Source organism: Microbacterium sp. 8M, assembly GCF_902506375.1.
In the GTDB taxonomy this organism is placed as follows: Bacteria; Actinomycetota; Actinomycetes; order Actinomycetales; family Microbacteriaceae; genus Microbacterium.
On sequence record NZ_LR733284.1, the window covers coordinates 780,774 to 798,081 of the forward strand.

Sequence of the window (17,308 nt, forward strand, 5' to 3'; positions counted from 1 at the left end):
GCTCCTGAGGACGATGCACGGTGACCAGGACCGAGCGGAAGGCACGTGCGCTGACGAGTCCTGCAGAGTGCGATCTGAGCCCGAGGTGGGTCTCCAGCAAGCGGCTGGTCGAAGGGGAGGTCACGGGATGAGGGGGTCCTTTCGGACGTGGACAGGCCGACATACTACCGCCCCCTGCAGACCAGTATGACGGCTGAGGGAGGACGACGCGAACCCGCTACAACAGAGCTGCGCGGATCACGCGCTCGACTTCGACGAGCGCCGGGGCGAGCTGCGCCGCCGACTCCTCGTAGACCGCCGCCGAGCGGCGGTACGGATCGATCACGTCCTCGTCCTTCGGTGCGGACCCGCCACGACGGTTCGCGACCGCCTCGACGACGGCCACCAGGCGATCGCGCGGACGATCACCGGCGCGGTCCGCGACCGCTCGCACCTGAGCGTCGTCGAGGCCCTCGGCGAGGCGCGCGAACTCCCGCACGGGGAAGACACGGTGCAGCCGCCGCGGCAGCAGCTGCAACGCGTAGTCGCGGTGCTCCGATGTCATCGTGAGCACGAGGTCGGCGTCGTCGAGCAGCGCCTCCGTCAGCAGGCGAGCACGGTGCGCCTCGGCGATGGCCGGATCCACTCCGCGGTCCCTCGCGAGCTGTTGCGCGGGATCGGTCATCGCGTGCCCGACCAGGGCGTGCGTGCCCGCGCTGTGAACACGCAGGTCGAGGTCGGCGAGACGGGCGCGCAGCAGCGATTCCGCGAGCGGCGAGCGGCAGATGTTCCCTGTGCACACGGTCAGCACCGTGGGCTGCGCGGAGACCTGCGCCGGCGTGCCGGCGAACATGCCGGCGAGCGAGCCGAAGGAGGCGCCGCCCGGCGGAGGGACGACCGGCTCCGGGGCACCGTGAGTCTGCGCGGGAGCGCCTTGTGCCGGCTCGGCGTCGAGATGCGCTCCGGACGCCTGTGCGATGGCGGCTGCCTCGCGGCGCTGCCGCAGCTCCCGTCGGGTGAGCGGCCTCGGCGATTCGCCGCGCGGTGACCCCAGATCCCTCGCGTCGTTCATGACACCAGGGTAGGGGATGGGGAAACACCCGCGGCGGTCTGTCTCAGTGGTCTGCGTCGTGCGCGCGATCCTCTATGTAGCGCAGCAGCACGCCCTCGCGGAGGGCCCACGGCGACACCTCGAGCTCCTCCACGCGCATCGCCGTCATCGCGGTGTGCAGCACGACCGCTGCTGCGACGATCTGGAAGGTGCGGTCGGGGGTGATCCCGGGCAGCTCCTGCCTCGCCGACGCAGGAAGGCGCGCAAGGCGCGGAATCCAGGATCCGAGCGCCGCGCGCGGCAGCAGCATCCGCTCCGAGCCGGACCAGCCCGGCGCGGGGTAGCCCACGAGCCGCGCCAGCGACCGGATCGCCTTGGAGGAGCCGACCACGTGATCGGGGCGGGGAAGCGCCGAGAAGCGCGCCGCGACCGGGGCGAAGACATCGGCGGCGTGCGCCCGCAGCCGCTCGACCGCTTCCTCGCCCGGCGGATCGTCGGGGAGGAACATCACCGTCGAGCGGCCGGCGCCGAGCGGCACCGAGACCGCGATGTCGGGAAGCTCCTCTGAGCCGGCGGCCACCTCGAACGAACCGCCGCCGATGTCGAACAGCAGGATCTGCCCGGCCGCCCAGCCGAACCAGCGCCGCACGGCGAGGAAGGTGAGCCGGGCCTCGGTCTCGCCATCCAGAACCTGCAGCGGCTGGCCGAGCGCCGCCTCCACGCGCGCGATCACCTCGGCGCCGTTCGCGGCCTCGCGGACCGCGCTCGTCGCGGTGGCGAGCAGGGCGTCGACCCGCTCCCGCTCGGCGATCGCGCGGGCCTGCACGACCGCGGTGAGGAGGGCCTGCACGCCCTCCTCGCTGATCGCCCCCGACGGGGTCAGGAAGCGCATCAGGCGCAGCACCGTGCGGTCGCTCGTGGTCGCGAGCGGTCTGCCGCCCGGATGCACGTCGGCGGCGAGCAGGTGGACGGTGTTGGATCCGATGTCGAGCACTCCGAGACGCACGGGGGAAGGATACTCGCTGCGTGCGAACGGATTCCGCGCGTCGGGGACGGTCAGGCGCGCGCGGAGGGGCAATCCCGGGGGGTGCCGAAAGGGGCCGGGTGCGAGACCCGGCCCCTTGGCCGACGAGGTCGGCAACGGCGAATCGATCAGCTGGCGCTGCAGAGCACCAGGGTCGAGGTGACCGTGCCGCTCTGCTTCGCGCCGCTGCCGGCGACGTAGCCCGAGGGCAGCGTGGTCGACGCGTTCAGCGTGAAGGCGACGCTGAGCGACAGCGTCGTGCGGAGGTCGAGCGTGGCGCCCGCGGCGAGCGGCGCCGTCAGCGTGACCTGACGCGAGGTCGGCGAGAGGACGTTCACGGATGCGGTACCGCCGGTGACGGAGAACACTCCGATGTTCGCGATGCCCGAGCCCGTGATGTTGATGACGGTGCCCGCGGGCAGCGGAGCCGCGCCTGCGGTGAGCGTGAATCCAGGGCCGAGCACGCCCAGGACGCCACAGCTGCCGGCCAGGCTGAAGTCGCCGACGTTGGTCGCGGTCGAGGCGGCGGCGAGCGGGCTGGCAGCGGCGACGGCGATCACGGGGACCGACCACGCGGCGCCCTTGACGAGGGTGCGGCGGCTGACGCTGCGGGTGGACTGTGTGGTGTCTTCCAAGACGTACCTCCGGTGTTGGGGACGGAATCGGACAGCCCTGGGGAGGCGGCCGAAACCGGTGACGTTGCGCACGTCGCGGCTCCAGGGATCCGCGGCGACGCGCTGGTTACTTGGCCAGGCTGACGGTCTGCTGTGAGGCGCAGTGCTCCGTGGTCGCTGCGTGATTGAACTTGGTCTCTTTCTGATCGGCGTGCTCCACGCGGCGACGCTCGGGGCCCGGCCGCGGGCGCAGGAGCGCGGGCGCCGCCGGCGGAAGGACCGCCGATACGATGGAGCCCGTGAGCTCCGAACCCCTCGAGGCGCAGACGCTGCCGTCGCTGTCGCCGTACCGACGCATCGACCGGGCTGATTGGGCGCGCCTGGCCGCGGGCCTCGATCAGCCGCTCAGCGAGACCGAGATCGTCGAGATCCGCGGCATCGGCGACCGGCTCGATCTGGCCGAGGTGCAGGAGGTCTACCTGCCGCTGAGCCGGCTGCTGAGCCTGTACGCCACGTCGACCAAGCGCCTCGGCGAGGCGACCAACCAATTCCTGGGCGAGGACGACGACACCACGCCGTTCGTCGTCGGCGTCGCCGGATCCGTCGCCGTCGGCAAGTCGACGATCGCACGTCTGCTGCGCGAGCTCATGAGCCGCTGGCCCGGCACGCCGCGCGTCGAGCTCGTCACCACCGATGGCTTCCTCTACCCGAACGCCGAACTCGAGCGCCGCGGGATCATGGATCGCAAGGGCTTTCCGGAGTCGTACGACCGACGCGCTCTGATCGAGTTCCTCACGCGCGTGAAGAGCGGCGCCGATGAGGTGCGCGCGCCGTTCTACTCTCACATCCGCTACGACATCGTGCCCGATGCGCACGTCGTCGTGCGCCGGCCCGACGTCGTGATCGTGGAGGGGCTGAACGTGCTGCAGCCGCCGCCCGCACCGAACGACGTCGCCGTGAGCGACCTCTTCGATTTCTCCATCTACGTCGACGCCGAGCTCGACCACATCGCGCAGTGGTACGTCGACCGGTTCCTGGCGCTGCGGCAGGGCGCGTTCACCAACCCGTCCTCGTACTTCAACGTGTTCGCGCACCTCACCGACGAGGAGGCCGTCACCACGGCGCTGGGGTACTGGAACGAGATCAACCTGCCGAACCTCATCGAGAACGTGATGCCGACCAAGCACCGCGCGACCCTCGTGCTGAACAAGGGCGCCTCGCACGCGGTGGAGTCGGTGCTGCTGCGCAAGCTCTGATCGCATCCCGACGGCTCGCGCGCCTGGGATACTTGCCGGATGGGGACCGCTCTCTACGTGTTTCTTCTGCCCGCGCTGGCGCTGTCGTCCACGCTCATCCTGGTCGGCGTGCTCGTCGTCAGCGGGGTCGCGAAGCTGCGCACGCCCGATGACGCCGCGGGCTGGGAAGCGCTCGGGATCCCCGCGGTCCTGCGCAGGGAGTGGCTGATCCGCCTGCACCCCGTCGCCGAACTCGTGCTCGCTGCGGCCCTGCTGCTGCTCGGCGGCGCACTCGGCATCGCCGCGGCGGTCGTCGCCGTGCTGCTGTTCGCCGCGTACCTGGTGATGGTCTGGCGCGCGCGGCAGCAGACCCCCGACGCGTCCTGCGCCTGCTTCGGCGAGCGCCGCCCGATCACCGGCCGCACGCTGCTGCGCAACGCCTGGCTGACCCTGCTGGCGGTGGTCTCCGCCCTGACGATCGGCGCACTCCCGATGTTCGGCGGTGTCGCGGTGCTCGCCGCGACCTCTTGGCCGTGGGTGCTGGCGCTCGCCGCCGTCGCGGTGACATTCGTGCTCGTGCAGGAGCACGCGCCCATCGACGAGGGGCAGGCGACGGCCGCGCTCGACACGACGGCGGCCGCCGGATCCGAAGACGATCTCGAGGACTACCTGCGCACGCGAACCCCCGCGGTGCCGGTGCAGCTGGCCGATGGCACGACGGTGACGCTGCGCGACCTCTCCCGGGAGGAGCCGGTGCTCCTTCTCGCGGTCTCGGAGACCTGCGGATCGTGCCTGCCGGTGATCGAGAGCATCGACGCCTATCGCGCGCTGCTGCCCGAGGTGTCGGTGCGCTTCCTGCTGCAGAGTGCACCGGAGAACAGCAAGCTCGCGTCCACGCAGGAGCCGCAGACCCTGCACGATCCGCATCGCTATGTCGGCGCGTCGCTCGCCGACCAGTGGTTCACACCGACCGCCCTGCTGCTCGGCGCGGATGGTCTGCTGGCCGGCGGACCGGTGATGGGGGCGAACTCGATCGCCGAGTTCGTGGACGACGTGTACGAGAGCCTCCACGGAGAGCGCCCGCCGGCCCGGTGAGGACGGGCGCGGGCCGCAACCGGTCGAACCGGTATTCTGGTTGAGCCCGGACGAGTCGAAGCGATGGGGAAATCGCGCTCCCGGGCAGGACATGGGGATGTCTTGCAATGGGGATCATCATCGACTCGCGCGCTGCTCTGGGGCGGCTCGGGTCCGGGCACGAGCTTCCGCTCGCCCTTCTCCGATGCGGCGGCGCGCTGATCAGCCGGCATCGGGTGCAACCGGCGCATGTCTGGCGCTGGCAGGCGCCGGAGCACTGCGGCGACGAGCTGCTCGTGGTGTGCTTCGCCGATGTGCCGCTGCGGCTCCGGCTCGAGGGCGGCCGCGCCCGCGTGATCCCGGCCGGCGCGATGTGCCTGCTGCATCCGCATCACGCTGCCGAGGTGAGTGCGCAGCGACCGGGCGCCGCGACGCTCGCCTGGGTGCGCCACGACACCGTCGCGGACGCGGCAGCCGCCGTCACGACGTCGGGGCAGCTGCTCCCCGACGGCGCCATCGCGCGCAGCCTGCACGCCTTCCTCCTGGGCATGCTCGCCGATGCCGCGGGAGTGGATGAGGGGGTGCTCGCCGAGCGGCTCATCGTGGGGGCGGTCCAGGGCGTGCTCGTGAACGTCGAGCCGGCCGACCGCCGGCCCCGCGCGATCGACCGCGCCCGCGAGATCGTGCGGATGCGATGGACGGATCCCGAGTTCGACGTGGCTGCGCTCGCTCAGGCGCTGCATCTGTCACGACGGCAGCTGCAGCGCATGTTCGCGAAGGAGGGCACCACGCCGCTGGCGGAGCTGCGCGCCCGCCGTGTGGAGCACGCGCGCCGGCTCATCCACACCGGGGTCGAGGGACTGGAAGCGGTCGCCGAACGGGCGGGCTTCCGGGATGTCGCCGGGATGCGGCGCGCCTTCCTCGCCATAGGCCTGCCGACGCCGCGGCACCTGCGTGCCGACGCGGCGGTCTGAGGCACGAGTTCGCCACCGCCACCGCGCCGGCGCGGCGCGAACGTGACAAACGCGCCGTCGTTCGTGATGTTCGCGACGCGGGCGCTCTCGCCAGAACCGGAATATCGGCATAGTCGGGGTCTTGTGCGCCGGGCCGGGGAGCCCGCGCGCCGACCGCAGCCGATGCCCGGGGAGGCACGCATGTCCGAGACGAACACCGACGAGGCGCATGGAGACGAGCCGCGCGCGATCACGCGCCGCACGGTGGTGCGCGGTGCGGCCTGGAGCCTGCCCGTGATCGCCATGGCCGCGGCGGCGCCGCTCGCGAACGCCTCCGGGACCACCGCGCCCGGCGGTGAGACCGGCACGCCGGGTGAGCAGATCCCCGGTGGCGGCACGGGAACTCCGGGCACGGGAACCCCCACGGCCATCGTCCCGACCTACCAGCCGGGCACGTTCTGCAAGCACCCGGGGAACCCGAAGTACTACCACGGCACCTTCGCCTTCGAGAACACGACGTCTGCGCCGATCACGGTCGTCCTGGGGAGCATGGTCGTCAACCGCCTCGCGCGCGGCGCGAAGTTCTCGGTCGGCGGACGCCTGACGTCCTCGTACACCGTGCCGGCGAAGAAGAAGGTGGCGCTCTACGTGGATGCCGGGTTGTTCGACGACTCGGCCAACGGCACGGCCACGCTCTCGTTCGCCTACGTCGACGCGGGCGTCACCAGGAACGGAACGGTGACGGCGCCGCTCGGCTCGCTGCCGCCGTGCTCGGGCGATGCGAAGGCGACGCCAGCCCATTCCCACTCCGGCCCCGGGCTGTGAGCTGCGGTCCGGCGGCGCGTGGTCGCACCCGCGGGCATGTCGTGTAAGCGATGTTCCGCGTGGCGCATTTCACGCGTAGAGTGTGGCGCACGCGGGCTCATGCGACTGGGGAGCCGCACCCGCGGGACCTGTGGGAGGTCGCGTCATGGGGAGCAGCAGGGACGTCGCGGCCGTGATGCGGCTGCTCGGCGCGGGACGCCAGAACCCGCTCGTCGCACAGCGCTACCGCAGTGTGCTGGCGACGCAGCACGCGCTGGATCCGGCTGCGGAGTGGCGCTGGTCCGCGCAGCCGGCCGGCGGCGACGCGTTCGCGGCGGTGCTCCTCTCCGCCGTCCCGCTCCGCGTGGTCGACGGCGACGGTGCGCGTGCCGAAGCGCCTGTGGGGACGCTCTGCTTCCTGCATCCTCATCGCACGGTCACGGTCGCCGCGGCGACGGCCGGCACGACGATGTGCGCCTGGGTGCCGTGGGATGCGCTCGCCGAGATCGAGTCGGGGGTGCGCGCACCGGGTGAGGTGATCGCCTTGAGCACCATCGGCCGGGGTCTGCAGGCCTTCCTGACTTCGCTGCTCACGCAGCACGCGGATCCGACCGTCTACACCGACTACCTCGTGGAGCGTCTCATCGCCGAGATGGTGTTCAGCGTGCTCGTCGAGGCCGCGCCGCGCGTGGCCGTCGAGGGGCGCAAGGGATCCGGGATCGAGCGGGCGCGGTCGCTCATGCTCGTCCGCCGCGGCGATCGGGACTTCGGCGTCGCCGAGCTCGCCCGGGACATGCACCTGTCGGTGCGGCAGCTGCAGCGGATGTTCGCGGCCGAGGGCAGCGCGCCCGCCGAGGAGCTGCGCCGGATCCGCGTCGAGCTCGCGCGCGAGCTCATGAGCGACCCCGACTACGCGCCCCTCGGGATCGCCGAGATCGCGGAGCACGCCGGGTTCACGGACGCCGCAGGGATGCGCCGCGCCTTCGCCCTGTCCGGGCTGCCGTCGCCGCGCGCCGTGCGCCATGGCGCGCGCGCCTGAGCGCGGCAGCCCCTTCGGCTCGGCCCTCGGAGCTCGCCGCTGGAGTTCGTTCGGAACCCGCGCAAAACTCGGCCCGTACCCTGGAAAACATGTGTGGAATCGTCGGATACGTGGGGCCGCGCCCCAGTCAGGACATCCTGCTCGCGGGGCTCGCCCGCCTGGAGTACCGCGGGTACGACTCCGCCGGCATCGCCGTGATCGACGAGACCGGATCCCTCGGCATGCGCAAGAAGGCCGGCAAGCTGCAGGTGCTGCGCGACTCGCTGAGCGACGCCGCGCTCGCCGACGGCACGACCGGCATCGGGCACACCCGCTGGGCCACGCACGGCGGGCCGACCGACGCGAACGCGCACCCGCACCTCGCCGATGACGATCGGCTCGCCCTGATCCACAACGGCATCATCGAGAACTTCGCGCCGCTCAAGGCAGAGCTCGAGGCCGACGGCGTGACCTTCCGGAGCGAGACCGACACCGAGGTCGCCGCAGCGCTGATCGGTCGTGAGTACCGCCGCACGGGCGACCTGCGCGAGGCGTTCCGCACGGTCGTCAACCGCCTCGAGGGCGCTTTCACGCTGCTGGCCGTGCATCAGGACGAGCCGGGGCTCGTCGTGGCGGCACGCCGCAACTCGCCGCTCGTGATCGGTCTCGGCGAGGGGGAGAACTTCCTCGGATCCGACGTCGCTGCGTTCGTGGAGCACACCCGCCGCGCGCTGGCGATCGGCCAGGACGAGATCGTCGCGATCACGCCGTCGTCGGTCGAGGTGACCGATTTCGCCGGCAATGAGGTGGCCCCCGAGCCGTTCGAGGTGTCGTGGGACGCCGCCAGCGCCGAGAAGGGCGGCTGGCCGAGCTTCATGGCCAAGGAGGTCGCCGAGGAGCCCGAGGCGGTCGCGAACACGATCCGCGGCCGGGTGCACGACGGCTCCGTGGTCATCCCCGAACTGGACGGATCCGACGAGCTGTTCCGCGGCATCGACCGCATCATCATCACCGCGTGCGGCACGGCCTCGTACGCCGCCATGGTCGGCAAGTACGCGCTCGAGCAGTGGGCGCGCGTGCCTGTCGACGTCGAGCTCGCCCACGAGTTCCGCTATCGAGACCCGGTGATCGGCCAGAACACGCTCGTGGTGTCGATCAGTCAGTCGGGCGAGACCATGGACACGCTCATGGCGGTCAAGTACGCCCGCGAGCGCGGCGCGCGCACCCTATCGATCTGCAACACCCAGGGCGCGACGATCCCGCGCGAGTCCGACGCCGTGGTGTACACGCACGCCGGGCCCGAGGTCGCCGTCGCCTCGACCAAGGCCTTCGTCGCGCAGATCACGGCGCTGCTGCTGCTCGGTCTGCACGCCGGACGCGTGCGCGAGACGCTGCCCGCCGCGGAGGGCGCGGCCGCGGTCGCCGAGCTCGAGGCGCTCCCGGGCAAGATCGCGGAAGTGCTCGCCGAGGAGCAGGCGCACGTGACCCAGCTCGCGGGGTGGATGGCCGACACCCGCTCGGTGCTGTTCCTGGGGCGCCACGTGGGCTACCCGATCGCGCTGGAGGGCGCGCTCAAGCTCAAGGAGATCTCCTACATCCACGCCGAGGGCTTCGCGGCGGGCGAGCTCAAGCACGGTCCGATCGCGCTGATCGAGCCCGGCCAGCCCGTGTTCGTGCTCGTGCCGTCTCCACGGCACTCCTCGCTGCTGCACGCCAAGGTCGTGTCGAACATCCAGGAGATCCGCGCCCGCGGCGCCCGCGTGATCGTGATCGCCGAGGAGGGCGACGCCGCCGTGCTGCCGTTCGCCGACGAGGTGATCCGGATCCCGCTCGCCGGAGCCCTGTTCGAGCCGATCCTCGCCGTCGTGCCGCTGCAGATCTTCGCCATGGCCCTCGCCACGGCGAAGGGCCTCGACGTCGACCAGCCGCGCAACCTCGCGAAGTCCGTCACCGTGGAGTGAGCTCCGGGGTGCCCGGCCCGGTACTCCGCCCGCGTTCGGCGCCCCGGGCTCAGGGATTCGGGATTCGCGCTCCGGGATTCGCGGCCCTGGATTCGCGGCCCGGGATTCGCCGAGCCGCCCCGTCCACGGCGAGCAGTCCTTCACCTACGACCGTCCGATCGTCGCCGGTGACGAGCTCACCGCGACCCTGACGGTGACCAGCGTGAAGACCCTCGGCGGCAACGCGATGGTCACGGCCCAGAGCACCATGAACGACGCCGAGGGGGAGCACGTCGTCACGGCGACCTCCACCCTCGTGGTCCGAGGAGACGACGCATGACCGCCGCACCCGCCACCGCGCTCGAGGTCGGCACCGTCGTCGCCGAACGTGCCGTGCACCTCACCCGTGATTCGCTCGTCCGGTACGCCGGCGCCTCGGGCGACTTCAACCCGATCCACTACCGCGACGACGTCGCCGCCTCGGTCGGTCTGCCCGGCGTCCTCGCCCACGGCATGCTCACCATGGGGATCGCCGTGCAGCCGGTGGCCGAGTGGCTCGGCGACCGCGGCTGGGTNAACCCGTGGACGCACTCTCAGGTGATCGATAGGATCCGAGAACCCGATGCCGACCGACCCGAACGGCGACTGCGATGCCCGATCTGCCTCCCTCCCCCGCCTGGTACCCCGACCCCCAGGACGCCTCCCTTTTGCGTTGGTGGGACGGCACGTCCTGGACCGCGCACACGACTCCCGCCCACACCCCGTCAGTTCCCCTTGCGACGGCGGGCACCGCGGCGACGGGCACCTCTGCGCCGAGCTCCGTGGCGACGGGCACCTCGGCGGCGGACTCCGGGATCGCTCGGCGGCGACCTTGGTGGGTTACAGCTCTGATCGCCGTGGGCGTGATCCTCCTCGGAGGCGTGCTGGCGCGCACCACGCCGGTGCTGCTCGCTCTCGCAGTCGTGGCCGCGATCGGCGTCGCCGTGTATGTGTTCGTGCGCGGAAGCGCACCTCGGCTGCGGATGCGGTCCCGTGCGTCCGGCCTGCTGGCGCTAGGGACCGCGGCTCTGCTCGTGTTCGGAGGAGGCGCAGCGAACGGCGCCACGCGCCCGGCGAACGAAGCCACGGCCGTCTCAGCCACCACGACGCCGCACGCGTTCGTCGCACCGACGCCCACCCCGACGCCGATTCCGACCACCTTCGAAGACATCGACGTCACGACGACGATCCCCTTCGAGCGCTCCACCGTCGACGATGCCGACCGTGACCTCGGAACGACGGAGGTCGTCACGGCCGGCGTCGACGGCACCAAGGTCACGACGTACCGCGTGACGAAAGTGGGCGGCAAGGAGACCGGCCGGACCGTCGTCAAGGAGGTCATCACCCTGCCTCCGGTCACCGAGGTGACGGCGCACGGCACGCGCGAGCAGCAGGCCGCGCCTCCTGCTCCGTTCACTGCTCAGGAGGAGCCGTCGGGGCAGTGCGACTCGAACTACGCCGACGCGTGCGTGCCCATCGCCAGCGATGTGGACTGCGCGGGCGGCAGCGGGAACGGCCCCGCCTATGTTCAGGGCCCGGTCCGCGTGATCGGCCAGGACATCTACCGTCTCGACAACGACGGCGACGGCATCGGCTGCGAGTAGCCCGCTCGCTGACCTCGCGCACACGCAATTCAGGCTGGAACGCGCTGCCGCGCCGCAATGCCGGCCGAAACCGCCGATCCAGGGGGATCCAGCCTGAGTTGTGCGCACCACGTGCCCGGCGACACCGCCGTACGCCCCCGCCACCGCGGTCACCGAGCTCGCCGATCTCGCTCGGACGCAATTCAGGCTGGATTCCTCGGAACCGACGAAACGGCCGGATGACGGGCTCATGCGGAATCCATCCTGCGTTGCGAAGCGACGGCCGCGCCCCGGATAGCGCCACGCCCGGGCGGCATCCCGCTACGCCCTACGGTGGAGGGATGACGATCACCGCCGCGGCAGACGGATCCGCCCTGGGCAACCCCGGCCCCTGCGGCTGGGCCTGGTACATCGACGATGCGAACTGGGCGGCCGGCGGATCCCCCCACGGCACGAACAACCAGGGCGAGCTGCAGGCCGTGCTCGAGCTGCTGCGCGCCACCTCCGCGGTCGCGGGCGAGAAGCTCGTGATCGAGTGCGACAGCCGGTACGTGATCGACTCGGTGACGAAGTGGATGCCCGGCTGGAAGCGCAAGGGGTGGCGCAAGGCCGACGGCGGTCCCGTGCTCAACCGCGAGCTGCTCGAGGGCATCGACGCCGAGCTGCGCGGACGCGACGTGTCGTTCAGCTGGGTGAAGGGCCACGCCGGGCACCCTCTGAACGAGGCCGCGGATCAGCGCGCGAACGCCGCCGCGACCGCGTATCAGCGCAAGCAGGAGCCCGACCGCGGGCCCGGGTTCACCGCCGCCGCTCCGGTCATCGCCGGGGCCTCGGCGAGCCTCCCCGAACCCGCGGGACCCACGCACTCGACCGCCGCCGGCGGTGGTTCCGGTGCGGCTGCCCCCGCCCCAGCCCGAACAGAGGCCCCCGTGGCCCCGGCCCGAACAGAGGCTCCGGCGCTGTGGGCGGAGGCGTCGGACCTGCTCGACGGGCTCGAGGTGCCCGCGGCGACGCCCCCGATCGACCTGCGCATCGCCCTCAGCGCCGAGGAGCACGCCCGGCTGCGCGACCGCGCCGACGCCCAGGGCGTGAGCCTGGAGGAGGCGCTGCGGCGTCTGATCTGACCGGATCCGGTGCCACACTGTCGGGATGTGGATCGGATGGATCGAGTTCGACATCCTGCTCGGCGACGTGCACTCCCTGAAGGAGAAGCGGAGCGTGATCCGGCCTCTGCTCGCGGACCTCGGCCGGCGCACCGAGGCGGCGGTCGCCGAGGTCGGCGCGCAGGATCTGCACCGCCGCACGATGCTCGGTGTCTCGGTCGTGGCGGCGCATGCGTCGCACGTGCGCGATGTTCTGGATCAGGCGGAGCGTCTGCTCACGGAGCAGCATCCTGAGATCACGGTGCTCTCAGAGCGCCGCGGGCTGCACAGCAGCGAGGACTGACGGCGGCGCCCCGCACGCCAGGGTCAGTGCGACCGCAGCGCGACCCGGGTCTGCGTCTGCGCGGCCCCGCACTCCTTCTTGAGGCGGCGCAGCAGCCGGTCGAGCGACGCGGTGTCGCGCGTGAACGCGCGCACGAGGCCGTCGTACGGGCCGGTCATGTGCACCGCGTCGACGATCTCGCCGATCTCCGCGACGCGCTCGGCGAAGGCGTCGAAGTCGGTGCTGGCGTCGAGCCGCACGTCGATGAACACCTCCAGTCCGCCGTGCGGATCCGGGGCGTCTACGCCGGTGCGGATCGTGTAGCCGAGGATGATGCCGTCGGCCTCGAGGCGCCGGACGCGGGCCGCCGTGGCGTTGGTGCTGAGCCCGACGGCGCGTCCGAGCTCACTGAACGAACGGCGCGCGTTCTCCCGCAACAGGCCGAGAATCTGCTCGTCGATGGCGTCCACGGCGCTCAGAGTAGCCGTTCCACCGACGGATTCGCAGTGCGGATCACCGGGGCGCGCGACACTGGTCCGCATGGACGGCTTCTGGGTGGCGGCGCTGGCCGGCGTGCTGGCCGGGCTCGGTGTCGCGATGCCGCTCGGCGCGATCGGCGCGCTCCTGCTGCGCGAGAGCATCGTGAACGGCTTCCGCGTCGGCGCGGCGGCAGCGGGCGGCGTCGCCACCGTCGATCTGCTCTACTGCGCGGTCGCCACTGCGACGGGCGCGCTCCTCGCCGCAGCGATCGACGGCGTCCGCGGCCCGTTCCTGATCGCCTCCGGGATCCTCGTCATCGCGATCGGGATCCTGCAGCTGTTCCGGATCCGTCGCCCACCCGGATCCGACGGAGCCGCAGTCGACCGCATCTCAGCCCTCCGCGCCTATGCCCGCTTCGTCGGACTGACCGCGATCAACCCGATGACGCTCATCTATTTCATCGCGCTCGGCGGCGCGGTGACCGCGCGCAGCGCCTCACCGGCAGGGCCCGTCGTCTTCGTCGTGGCCGCGGGGCTCGCCTCACTCGCCTGGCAGCTGATGCTCGCGGGCGCCGGCGCGCTGTTCGGCCACCTGATCGGCCGGCGCGCGACGCGGGTGATCGGCGTCCTCGCGTCGCTCATCGTGGTTGCGCTCGGTGCGATCGTGCTGGCGCAGGGCGCGGGTGCGCTTCTGGAACGGTGACCCTGTCGCGGGGCCGTCACCGTGCCGCGAGCAGCTCCCGCAGCCGGGCGGCCTCCTCGGCCGGCATGGAGTAGGTGTGCTCGGGCGCGGGGTACACCCGTTCGCGCACCTCGTCGGCGTAGGCGGTGACGCCCTCGACCGCGGCGGTGCGCAGGTCGGCGTAGCGCTTGACGAACTTGGCGGCGGGGCCGTCGTAGATGCCGAGCAGGTCGTGGAACACGAGCACCTGGCCGTCGGTCGCGGATCCGGCGCCGATCCCGATCACCGGGATGTCGATCAACGGCATGAGGGCGGCCGTCACCTCGCTCGGCACCGCCTCGACGACGAGCAGCGCGCAGCCCGCGTCCTGCAGGGCGAGGGCGTCGTCGATGAGCGACAGCGCGGCATCGGCGGTGCGCCCCTGCGCGCGGTAGCCGCCGAGCGACGTCGCGGTCTGCGGGGTAAGGCCCACGTGCCCGACGACGGGGATGCCGGCCTCGACCAGCGCTCGCGCGCGCTGCACCGAGGTGCCGCCGCGCTCGATCTTGACGAGGTCGCAGCCGGTCTCCTTGATGAAGCGCTGCGCCGTCGCGAGGGCCTGCGCGTCGGAGGTCTCGTAGGAGCCGAACGGCAGGTCGGCGACGAGCAGCGGCGCCGTGAGCCCGCGCCGCACGGCCTTGGTGAGCATGATCATCTCGTCGACCGACACGGGCACCGTGCTGTCGTAGCCGAGCACCGTCATCGCGGCGGAGTCGCCGACGAGCACCATGTCGACGCCCGCGGCCTCGACGATCTGCGCGCCGGGGTGGTCGTACGCGGTGACCATGACGATCGGCTCGCCCGCCGCCTTCTTCGCGGCGAGGTCGCCGAGCCCGAGGCGACGGGTAGGAGCGGCATGCGCACTCATGCGAACGCCTCCACCCCGCCGGTCGCGGAGCCCGTCGAAGCGCCCCCGGTCGCTGAGCCTGTCGAAGCGCCCCCGGTCGCTGAGCCCGTCGAAGCGCCCCCGGTCGCTGAGCCCGTCGAAGCGCCCCCGATCGCTGAGCCTGTCGAAGCGCCCGGCACCCGGGCTTCGGTCAGCAGCACATCCACCGCGTCGTCGACCTGGATGATCGCGTTCGACCGGTCCACGTGCACCACCGTCGGCGCGTAGTCCGCGAGGTCTTCCCGCGAGTAGTCGGCATAGGAGATCACGATCACCGTGTCGCCCGTGTGCACGAGGCGGGCGGCGGCGCCGTTCACCTGGATGACGCCGGATCCGCGCTCTCCCGCGATCGTGTAGGTCTCGAAGCGGGATCCGTTGTCGACGTCGACGACGTGCACCTGCTCGTGCGGGAGGATGTCGGCGGCGTCGAGCAGATCGGGATCGACCGTGATGGATCCGACGTAGTGCAGATCGGATCCGGTGATCGTCGCGCGGTGGATCTTCGACTTCAGCATGGTGCGTCGCATCAGGCGCTCACTCTCAGGAGGCGGTTGTCGATGAGGCGGGCGGCGCCGACGTGCGCGGCGACCGCGAGCAGCGCCTCGCCGTCGAGGCGGGTCACGGGCTGCAGGTCGTCGGCCGTGCGCAGCTCGAGGTACTCGGGGACGATGCCGGCGTCGTCCAGGATCCGCCGGGCCGCGTCTTCGATGGCGGCGCCGTCGCGCTCGCCCTGCTCGACGGCTTCGGCTGCGGCTTCGAGCGCGCGGTTGAGCGCGGTCGCCTGCTGCCGCGCCGCGGGGTCGAGGTAGACATTGCGCGAGCTCATGGCGAGGCCGTCCGGCTCGCGCACGATCGGGCAGGCCACGATCTGCACGTCGAGATTCAGGTCGCGCACGAGCCGGCGCACCACGAGCACCTGCTGGGCGTCCTTCTGCCCGAAGTAGGCGACGTCGGGGGCGACGATGCCGAGGAGCTTGGCGACGACCGTGGCGACGCCGTCGAAGTGGTGCGCGCCGCGGCTCGCGCCGTCGAGGACGTCGGTGATCCCGGAGATGTGGATCGTCGTCGCGAAGCCGTCGGGGTAGATCTCGGCGGGTTCGGGCGCGAACAGGATGTCGACGCCCTCGCCCTCGGCGAGCGCCGCGTCGCGCGCCTCGTCGCGCGGGTAGCGGCTGAGGTCCTCGTTCGGCCCGAACTGGGTGGGGTTCACGAACAGCGACACCACGACGAGGTCGTTGTGCGCGCGGGCCTCGCGCATGAGCGAGAGGTGCCCTTCGTGGAACGCGCCCATGGTCGGGACGAGCCCGACGCTCCGCCGGTCCTGCTTCGCGGCCTTCACGGCTTCGCGGAGCTCGGCGATCGTGCGGATGATCCTCATGCGCGGTCCTTTCGATCGACGGCGTCGCCTGCGCCGGTTCCTGAGCGCCCTTCGTCTCGTCGCTCCGCTCCTCGCTCAGGATCCGCGGAGCGAGACGAAGGACGCTCAGGATCCGCGAAGCGAGACGAAGGACGCCCGCCCGCGCTCTCGGCGAGCACCCGCGTCTGCGCAGTCAGCGCATCGACGAGCGCGAGCATCTCAGAGTTCCCCTCCGCGACGGCAGTGCGCTGGCGTGCGACCGTGCCCTCATCCCCACGGGCGATCGGCCCGGTGAGCGCATCCGCGGCGCCGCGTTCGGCCCAGTTCGTCGCCGTCTGGTGAACGAGCGGAGCGAGGAGCGCACGCGCGTCGTCCGGCGCGATCCCCGCGGATCCCGCCACACGCTCAGCCGCGTCCAGCACGGCGAGGAGCAGGTTCGACGCGATCGATGCGGAGGCGTGGTAGCCCGCACGCTGCGCCTCGTCGACACGGAACGGGCGGGCGCCGAGCGCGCGCGCCAGCCCCTCCGCTGTAGCGCGTGCCTCGGCGGTGCGGCCGTCGATCGCCGCGCCGATGCCGTGGAAGACGGCCGGCGACTCGGATCCGGTGAAGGTCTGGAGCGGGTGGATGTTGAAGTCGACGTCGTCGAGTCCTGTCGCGCCCGACACGTGCCCGACGAGCCGCGCGTGCGGGCGGACCGCAGCCGCGGCGTCGTGGATCGCGGCATCCGGTACGCACAGGAGCGCGACGTCGACGACCGGGACGGAGTCGCCTCGGCGAAGCGGTCCGTGCACCGCGGATCCGGCCTCCTCCAGTGCTCGCGCGAGCACGCTGCCGAGGCGTCCGGCACCGACGACGGCGACGCTGCGAGGGCGCGCAGCAGACACGGGGGAAGAGGATGCATTCATTGTTGGACCCCGGCCGGAATCGGCAGCCGGACTGGGTCGAGTATCCGCCCGCGTCGGGATCCGCACCAAATCGCGGATCAATCTGCAAACGAGACAGGCTGTTCTACTGCGCCAATTGAACCTCAGAAGGCACACTCAGACACCACTTCGACTTCGAGGCTGTCCAACAGCCGAGGCATCCGGCTTGATTCCATACATGGCGCTCCGGCGTCGAGCTT

The 17,308-nt window shown here is 71.8% G+C and carries 18 protein-coding genes and 3 pseudogenes; 13 read left to right on the forward strand and 8 right to left on the reverse strand.

Features of this window, described 5'->3' with window-relative positions; translation table 11 throughout:
• Nucleotides 1-217 precede the first annotated feature (217 nt).
• The 3 genes from AERO9AM_RS03645 to AERO9AM_RS03655 all read right to left on the reverse strand — a co-directional run bounded on the left by AERO9AM_RS03645 (nt 218) and on the right by AERO9AM_RS03655 (nt 2,689).
• On the reverse strand, nt 218-1,051 hold the full coding sequence (locus tag AERO9AM_RS03645) for an arsenate reductase/protein-tyrosine-phosphatase family protein (protein WP_328821147.1): 834 nt from the start codon (nt 1,049-1,051) through the stop codon (nt 218-220).
• Between the two features lie 43 nt (nt 1,052-1,094).
• Nucleotides 1,095-2,036: a Ppx/GppA phosphatase family protein gene (locus tag AERO9AM_RS03650; protein WP_159574937.1), complete on the reverse strand. Its 942-nt coding sequence runs from the start codon at nt 2,034-2,036 to the stop codon at nt 1,095-1,097.
• A gap of 146 nt (nt 2,037-2,182) precedes the next feature.
• A complete protein-coding gene (locus AERO9AM_RS03655; RefSeq protein WP_159574938.1) occupies nt 2,183-2,689 on the reverse strand; it encodes a hypothetical protein in 507 nt (168 codons plus the stop codon).
• Between the two features lie 269 nt (nt 2,690-2,958).
• On the opposite strand from AERO9AM_RS03655, the gene coaA reads away from it, so the two are divergent.
• From coaA to AERO9AM_RS03715, 12 genes and pseudogenes are all read left to right on the forward strand, one after another.
• Nucleotides 2,959-3,924 carry a type I pantothenate kinase gene (coaA, locus tag AERO9AM_RS03660; protein ID WP_159574939.1) on the forward strand — a complete coding sequence of 322 codons (966 nt, stop codon included), beginning with the start codon at nt 2,959-2,961 and terminating at the stop codon, nt 3,922-3,924.
• 39 nt (nt 3,925-3,963) lie between these two features.
• Nucleotides 3,964-4,998, forward strand: coding sequence for a MauE/DoxX family redox-associated membrane protein (locus AERO9AM_RS03665; RefSeq protein WP_159574940.1), 1,035 nt, complete (start codon nt 3,964-3,966; stop codon nt 4,996-4,998).
• A 107-nt stretch (nt 4,999-5,105) separates the two neighbouring features.
• A complete protein-coding gene (locus AERO9AM_RS03670) occupies nt 5,106-5,951 on the forward strand; it encodes an AraC family transcriptional regulator (protein ID WP_159574941.1) in 846 nt (281 codons plus the stop codon).
• A 180-nt stretch (nt 5,952-6,131) separates the two neighbouring features.
• The gene (locus tag AERO9AM_RS03675) at nt 6,132-6,755 is read left to right on the forward strand and encodes a hypothetical protein (RefSeq protein ID WP_159574942.1); all 624 of its coding nucleotides are present in this window, start codon (nt 6,132-6,134) and stop codon (nt 6,753-6,755) included.
• 145 nt (nt 6,756-6,900) lie between these two features.
• Complete coding sequence (locus AERO9AM_RS03680) at nt 6,901-7,773, forward strand: AraC family transcriptional regulator (RefSeq protein ID WP_159574943.1); 873 nt, start codon at nt 6,901-6,903, stop codon at nt 7,771-7,773.
• An 89-nt stretch (nt 7,774-7,862) separates the two neighbouring features.
• Nucleotides 7,863-9,713, forward strand: coding sequence for a glutamine--fructose-6-phosphate transaminase (isomerizing) (gene glmS / locus AERO9AM_RS03685; protein ID WP_159574944.1), 1,851 nt, complete (start codon nt 7,863-7,865; stop codon nt 9,711-9,713).
• A 112-nt stretch (nt 9,714-9,825) separates the two neighbouring features.
• Nucleotides 9,826-10,032: pseudogene (locus tag AERO9AM_RS03690) on the forward strand (FAS1-like dehydratase domain-containing protein); the annotation flags it as partial.
• Nucleotides 10,029-10,267: MaoC/PaaZ C-terminal domain-containing protein (locus AERO9AM_RS03695; RefSeq protein ID WP_268892331.1), on the forward strand; the 239-nt coding region annotated here is incomplete at its 3' end. The pseudogene AERO9AM_RS03690 and the gene AERO9AM_RS03695, both read left to right, overlap by 4 nt.
• Before the next feature lie 75 nt (nt 10,268-10,342).
• Nucleotides 10,343-10,447, forward strand: a pseudogene (locus AERO9AM_RS03700) (DUF2510 domain-containing protein); the annotation flags it as partial.
• Between the two features lie 147 nt (nt 10,448-10,594).
• On the forward strand, nt 10,595-11,335 hold the full coding sequence (locus AERO9AM_RS17455; RefSeq protein WP_442923275.1) for a G5 domain-containing protein: 741 nt from the start codon (nt 10,595-10,597) through the stop codon (nt 11,333-11,335).
• 320 nt (nt 11,336-11,655) lie between these two features.
• A complete protein-coding gene (locus AERO9AM_RS03710; RefSeq protein ID WP_159574946.1) occupies nt 11,656-12,438 on the forward strand; it encodes a ribonuclease H family protein in 783 nt (260 codons plus the stop codon).
• A gap of 25 nt (nt 12,439-12,463) precedes the next feature.
• On the forward strand, nt 12,464-12,760 hold the full coding sequence (locus AERO9AM_RS03715; protein ID WP_159574947.1) for a DUF503 domain-containing protein: 297 nt from the start codon (nt 12,464-12,466) through the stop codon (nt 12,758-12,760).
• 23 nt (nt 12,761-12,783) lie between these two features.
• Here AERO9AM_RS03715 and AERO9AM_RS03720 read toward each other — a convergent pair whose 3' ends face one another.
• Nucleotides 12,784-13,209, reverse strand: coding sequence for an Lrp/AsnC family transcriptional regulator (locus AERO9AM_RS03720; protein WP_159574948.1), 426 nt, complete (start codon nt 13,207-13,209; stop codon nt 12,784-12,786).
• 70 nt (nt 13,210-13,279) lie between these two features.
• On the opposite strand from AERO9AM_RS03720, the gene AERO9AM_RS03725 reads away from it, so the two are divergent.
• The gene (locus AERO9AM_RS03725) at nt 13,280-13,921 is read left to right on the forward strand and encodes a LysE family transporter (RefSeq protein WP_159574949.1); all 642 of its coding nucleotides are present in this window, start codon (nt 13,280-13,282) and stop codon (nt 13,919-13,921) included.
• Between the two features lie 16 nt (nt 13,922-13,937).
• Here AERO9AM_RS03725 and panB read toward each other — a convergent pair whose 3' ends face one another.
• The 4 genes and pseudogenes from panB to AERO9AM_RS03745 all read right to left on the reverse strand — a co-directional run bounded on the left by panB (nt 13,938) and on the right by AERO9AM_RS03745 (nt 17,069).
• Nucleotides 13,938-14,807 carry a 3-methyl-2-oxobutanoate hydroxymethyltransferase gene (gene panB, locus AERO9AM_RS03730; RefSeq protein ID WP_159574950.1) on the reverse strand — a complete coding sequence of 290 codons (870 nt, stop codon included), beginning with the start codon at nt 14,805-14,807 and terminating at the stop codon, nt 13,938-13,940.
• Between the two features lie 194 nt (nt 14,808-15,001).
• Nucleotides 15,002-15,352: pseudogene (gene panD / locus AERO9AM_RS03735) on the reverse strand (aspartate 1-decarboxylase); the annotation flags it as partial.
• On the reverse strand, nt 15,352-16,203 hold the full coding sequence (gene panC, locus AERO9AM_RS03740) for a pantoate--beta-alanine ligase (protein ID WP_159574952.1): 852 nt from the start codon (nt 16,201-16,203) through the stop codon (nt 15,352-15,354). The gene panC and the pseudogene panD, both read right to left, overlap by 1 nt.
• A complete protein-coding gene (locus tag AERO9AM_RS03745; RefSeq protein WP_236602464.1) occupies nt 16,200-17,069 on the reverse strand; it encodes a DUF2520 domain-containing protein in 870 nt (289 codons plus the stop codon). The genes panC and AERO9AM_RS03745 overlap by 4 nt, the downstream gene beginning before the upstream one ends.
• Between the last annotated feature and the right edge of the window lie 239 nt (nt 17,070-17,308).